6 protein-coding genes (1 of these 6 running past the window's edge) are annotated in these 5,000 nt (G+C 63.1%); 5 read left to right on the top strand and 1 reads right to left on the bottom strand.

Going from position 1 to position 5,000, the window contains the following annotated elements:
- From Q0367_RS19900 to Q0367_RS19880, 5 genes are all read left to right on the top strand, one after another.
- Positions 1–231 carry the 3' end of a carbohydrate ABC transporter permease gene (locus Q0367_RS19900; protein ID WP_297636826.1) on the top strand. The gene continues 708 nt to the left of window position 1, outside the view, so only the last 231 of its 939 coding nucleotides appear in the window; its start codon lies off the left edge, out of view; its stop codon occupies positions 229–231.
- Between the two features lie 143 nt (positions 232–374).
- Positions 375–1,463: a hypothetical protein gene (locus Q0367_RS19895; RefSeq protein WP_297636829.1), complete on the top strand. Its 1,089-nt coding sequence runs from the start codon at positions 375–377 to the stop codon at positions 1,461–1,463.
- Between the two features lie 14 nt (positions 1,464–1,477).
- Entirely contained in the window at positions 1,478–2,563 is a 1,086-nt protein-coding gene (hisC, locus tag Q0367_RS19890; protein ID WP_298984343.1) for a histidinol-phosphate transaminase, read from the top strand.
- 161 nt (positions 2,564–2,724) lie between these two features.
- A complete protein-coding gene (locus tag Q0367_RS19885; protein ID WP_298984341.1) occupies positions 2,725–3,066 on the top strand; it encodes a hypothetical protein in 342 nt (113 codons plus the stop codon).
- A gap of 54 nt (positions 3,067–3,120) precedes the next feature.
- Complete coding sequence (locus Q0367_RS19880; protein ID WP_298984339.1) at positions 3,121–4,521, top strand: MazG family protein; 1,401 nt, start codon at positions 3,121–3,123, stop codon at positions 4,519–4,521.
- Between the two features lie 86 nt (positions 4,522–4,607).
- Here the strand turns inward: Q0367_RS19880 and Q0367_RS19875 are convergent.
- Positions 4,608–5,000, bottom strand: a 393-nt coding sequence (locus tag Q0367_RS19875) for an HAD-IC family P-type ATPase (protein WP_298984337.1), incomplete at its 5' end; no start/stop codon positions are given.

The following is a 5,000-nucleotide window of genomic DNA, read 5'->3' as shown; positions in this document are numbered from 1 at the left end:
GCCTTTCAGCGCTACTGGAATTCCTTCCTGTGGCCGCTGGTGGTGCTGCAGAATCCCGACCTTTTCACGCTCCAGGTTGGCCTCTCCTACCTCTACACCAGTGAGTTCGGCACCAACTACGGTCTGCTGATGTCCGGCGCTGCGCTGGCGTCGATCCCGATGATCATCTTTTTCTTCGCCTTCCAGCGCTACTTCATGCAGGGCTTGCGCGTCGGCGCCATTAAAGGGTGAAAGTTGCGCGATGGATTGACAGGGGCGCAGGGCGGGTCTATAATGCCGCGGCTGGAGCGTTGCGGCGTTCTCCGCTTGCATCAGGCCTTGCGCCTGCGACGCCGTCGCATCAGGACGCCGTCGCTTTTCAAAAGGAGCCAACCATGTATCTGAAAGACATTCGCGCCTGCGTGGATCGCGTGTTGACGGGCCCGCGTCGCCAGCGCGCGATTCGGCGTTCGATCGAGCTCAATCCGTCCAATGCCATGATGGTGGAGGCGCCGCCGGCCCTCGCCGGCGTCGAATTGCCCATGAGCCTGGCGCTGGTGACCAGCAAGCTCTGGAAGCCGGGCATGACCCTGCGCGTGCGTTTTCTGGACGGCGACCCCGTCGTGCAGCAGCGTCTGCAGCCCTTCGCCCATGTCTGGAGCCGATACGCCAACCTGAAGTTCGCCTTCGTCGATGACCCGGACGCCGAGATTCGCATTTCGTTCAAACAGCGCGGCTCCTGGTCGTACATCGGCACCGACGCGCTGGGCATCCCCAGAAACCAGGCCACGATGAACTTCGGCTGGCTGCAGCGCGACACGGACGATCGCGAATATTCGCGCGTCGTCACCCATGAGTTCGGCCACGCCATCGGCTGCATCCATGAACATCAAAACCCCGCCAGCTCCATCCCCTGGAACAAGCCGGTGGTCTACCGCTACTACGCCGGTCCACCCAATTACTGGACAAAGGAGCAGACGGACGTCAATCTGTTCCAGACCTACGCCCGCGATCAGACGCAATTTTCCGAATTCGATCCAAAGTCGATCATGCTCTATCCGATCCCGAAGGAATTTACGATCGGCGACTTCGAGGTCGGCTGGAACACCGAGCTTTCGGAGATGGACAAACAGTTTGTGGGCACGATCTATCCCTTCGAGGAGAAGAAAGAGAAAGAGCTGGTGATCGACGGCGAGCCGCTGAGCGAATCCATCGGTAAGCCCGGCGAACTTGATCGCTTTCAGTTCGTCGTCCGCGAGCGAGGCCGCTACCGCGTCGAGACGTTGGGCAGGCTGGACCTGGTGATGGGGCTCTACGGCCCGGACAACGAAGAGCAGTTGCTTCAGAGCGACGACGACAGCGGCGTCGGCCTCAACCCACGCATCGTTCGCACGCTGGAGCCCGGCGTCTACCATGTGCAGGTGCGCCACTTCAGCCCGAGGAAGACCGGCAAGTACCAGATTCAGGTCAGGCGAGAGCCATAGACAGGTTTTCGGCTATGCAACAGGAGAGGCTCGACGCCATCCGACTCGGCGTGCGCAGCGCGGGGCCGGTGCGTCGCGATCGCGTTGATGAGGCGCTGCATCGACTGCAGTGGAATGAAAGCCCATACGACTTCCCCGCCGATCTCAAGGAGGAGGCGCTGCGCAGGCTGGCGAGCCTCCCCTGGTCGCGCTACCCGCTGAGCGGCCGCCCCTGGCCGCTGATCGACGCACTGGCGGCGCGTTTCCGGCTTTCGCCGGAACAAGTGGTCGTGAGCGAAGGGTCGTCCGACCTGATCCGCGCAGTGATGGCCGCAACGTTGCAGCCTGGGGATAGCGTCGTCATGCCGACGCCGACGTTTATGCTCTATCGGCTGAACGCACATCTGTATGAAGGGAGCGGCGTGCAGGTTCCGCTCGACGCAACCTCCGGCTTTTGTCTGCCCGTCGAAGCGCTGGCCGAGGCCGCCCGCAAGCACAACGCCCGCCTCGTCGCCCTCTGCGCGCCGAATAACCCGACCGGCACGCGCTATGCGGAAGCCGACCTGCGCCGTCTGGCGGCGTCGATCCCTTCTCTGCTGGTCATCGATGAAGCGTACGCCGAATTTTGCGACCAGAATCTCACAGGCTTGCTCGAGTTGGGCAACGTGATCCTGCTGCGCACCTTCAGCAAGTTTTATGCAATGGCGGGCGCGCGCGTCGGCTATGCATTGGCCGCGCCGACGCTGGCCGCCGAGCTGCAAAAGGTCGTCACCGTCTTCCCCTTGAGCGTCTTCAGCGAGACGGTCGCGCTCGTGGCGCTTGAGCACCATGAGCGCTTCCTGGCGATGCGGGATCGCGTCGTCGCCGAGCGCGAGCGCCTGGCCGCGGCGCTGGCTCAATTGCCCGGCGTCATCGTCTATCCGAGCGCAACGAATTTTCTGCTTGTGGCCGTGAATGGACGCAAACAGGCGCTGCTCGAACATCTGCGCGACCGGCGGCGCGTGCAAATTTCAGACGTCGCCGCCTATCCAGAGCTCGCTCACTGCGTGCGCATCAGCGTCGGGACGCCGGAACAAAACGACCTGGTGATCCAGGGCTTCACCGAGATGTTTGGCGAGTGAAGGACGGCGCGACGTTGCATTCTGACGGTCGGTGAGGAGCGGTCGAAACCGCGCCGCCCGGATTTGCACCTTTTCCCCTTTCCCTCTACACTCGCGCTATGACGCGTCGCAGCGCAGCATGGTCCACTGCATTCGCCTCGCTCATCGGCGGAGGAGCGCTCATGTATCTGGTCATGAACGTATCCCCGTACGCTGCCGAAGGGCGGCTCAATCCCGCCGCCTTGCTTTTGTTCATGCTCGCCTTGTTTTTGCTGGTCGGCGGTCTGGGCGGGTTGCTTGCGCTGCGCCTGCATGAGCGGTGGCCGGGGTTGGCCGGCGTCAAAACGCGCTGGCCGCAGCAGCCGTTGCCTGTCGAACCGGCGTTGCGCCAGGGCATTTTGATCGGGTTGACGGTTGTCGTGTGGACTGCGCTTGCCATGGCGCGCATGCTGGACATCGCCGTCCTGCTGGTCACGCTGTTGATCGCAGGGCTGGCGGAGGCGTATGTCCAGAGCCGAGGCTGACGAACAGCCGGATTGGATTTGAACGCATCGGATGAAACGCTCAAGAAGGGGAAGATGCAACGGATTCGTGTGGTTGGGTTGGGGCCGGGGCCGTTGGACCAAGTGACAATGGCCGCCTGGCGCGCGCTCACGCAGGCGTCGATCCTGGCGCTGCGCACAGATCGCCACCCTTGTATCGAAGAGCTGCGAGCCCATCTTCCGGCGGAGGTCGCCCTATACACCTGCGACGATCTCTACGAGGCGCACGCTCGTTTCGAGGAGGTTTACGCCGCCATCGTCGAGCGGTTGATTGCGCTGGCGCAAAGGCACGGCGAGATCGTCTACGCTGTGCCCGGACATCCTTGCGTCGGCGAGAGGACGACGGCGCTGCTGCAACAGCGCAGCGTCGAGGTGGGCGTGGAGGTGGAGATCGTCGCCGGCCTGAGCTTCATCGAGCCGGTCTGCGCCGCCGTCGGCGTCGATCCCATGGACGGCGCGCAGGTGATCGACGCCATGCTCGTGGCAAGACAACACCACCCGATGGTCGACGTCAACCTGCCGCTGGTGCTGGCGCAAGTCTACGCACGTTGGCTGGCCTCCGACGTCAAGCTGACGCTGCTCAACGCCTATCCGGAGGAGCATCCTGTCACCGTCGTGCAGGCCGCCGGCAGCGCGCACCAACGTTTGATCTCTCTGCCGCTGGCCGAGCTCGATCACGGAGAGCACTTCGACCATCTCACCAGCGTCTATGTGCCGCCGCTGCCGCCGCACTCCAGCTTTACGGCGCTGCAAGAGCTGGTCGCCCACCTGCGCGCGCCAGAGGGCTGCCCCTGGGATCGCGAACAGACGCTCGCCTCGCTGCGCAGCGATCTGCTGGACGAGTGCGCTGAGCTGCTTGAAGCCATCGACGCCGAGGCGTTCGTGGATGACAACAGCCCCGCCATCTGCGAAGAGTTGGGCGACGTGCTGCTTTCGGCGACGATGATGACGCAGATTGCCACGGAGGAGGGGCGCTTTCGCATGGCCGACGTGGTGCGCGGGGTGGTGACCAAGCTTATCCGCCGTCATCCTCACGTCTTCGGCGATGTAGCTGTGAGCGGCGTCGATCATGTGCTGGCGAACTGGGACGCCATCAAAGCGCAGGAAAAGACGGAAAAGGGGATGCAGTCCGATCCACTCGACGGCGTCGCCCCCGCCTTGCCTGCGCTGGAAAAGGCGCGCAAGCTGCAGTCGAAAGCCGCGAAGGCCGGCCTGCTCGATCGCACTGCGCTGGCGCAGGCGAATCCGTCGCTCGTTGCGCTGTTGGGCGATGCACCGGATGAACGCCGGGTCGGACAGATTCTCTGGGAACTGACGGCGCTGGCGAACCTGCATGGCGTTAACGCCGAAAACGCGCTGCGCTCGTATGTCGTCATGATGCGCAAGCGCCTTCAGGACTCTCAAATGCAAGCAAATGCATCGGATAGCGGCGCGTAATCGTTTGCTCCATGAAGGAACACGTAGAGACGCAAATTAAATTGCGAAAAGATTCGTGTTCTTTCATGCGGCCGTTTGGAGCGTCTTCACCCCCTTGAATCACGCGAAGGGTTGTACGCCGGATCGTTTTTCAGCAATCGCGCCGAGTTGCCCAGGATGAATAGATCTGGAATGGACTGCGCAGCGGCGGCAAGGATCGGCGGCAGCAGGCCTGCGGCCGCCAGCGAGAGGCCGGCGACATTGTAGACTGCGGTCAGCAGTAGATTCATTTTAACGACGCGCATGGTGCGGCGAGCGATGGCAAAGACGGCCGGCACGAGCATCCAGTCCTCGCGCATCAGCGCAACATGTGCGGCCTCCAACGCAATGTCGACGCCGGCCGCGCCCATAGCCACGCCGACATCGGCCTGCGCCAGCGCCGGCGCATCGTTGACGCCGTCGCCCACCATCACGACGACCTTCCCCTGCCGTTGATAGTC

The organism is uncultured Caldilinea sp., from assembly GCF_937128415.1.
Lineage (GTDB): Bacteria > Chloroflexota > Anaerolineae > Caldilineales > Caldilineaceae > Caldilinea.
Note: the sequence above shows the minus strand (reverse complement) of the source record. Positions and strands in the feature narration are given on the sequence as shown.

Coding starts and splice junctions, on each gene's coding strand:
- hisC (WP_298984343.1), top strand. CDS start 1,478: ATGCAACAGGAGAGGCTCGACGCCATCCGACTCGGCGTGCGCAGCGCG.
- Q0367_RS19880 (WP_298984339.1), top strand. CDS start 3,121: ATGCAACGGATTCGTGTGGTTGGGTTGGGGCCGGGGCCGTTGGACCAA.
- Q0367_RS19895 (WP_297636829.1), top strand. CDS start 375: ATGTATCTGAAAGACATTCGCGCCTGCGTGGATCGCGTGTTGACGGGC.
- Q0367_RS19885 (WP_298984341.1), top strand. CDS start 2,725: ATGTATCTGGTCATGAACGTATCCCCGTACGCTGCCGAAGGGCGGCTC.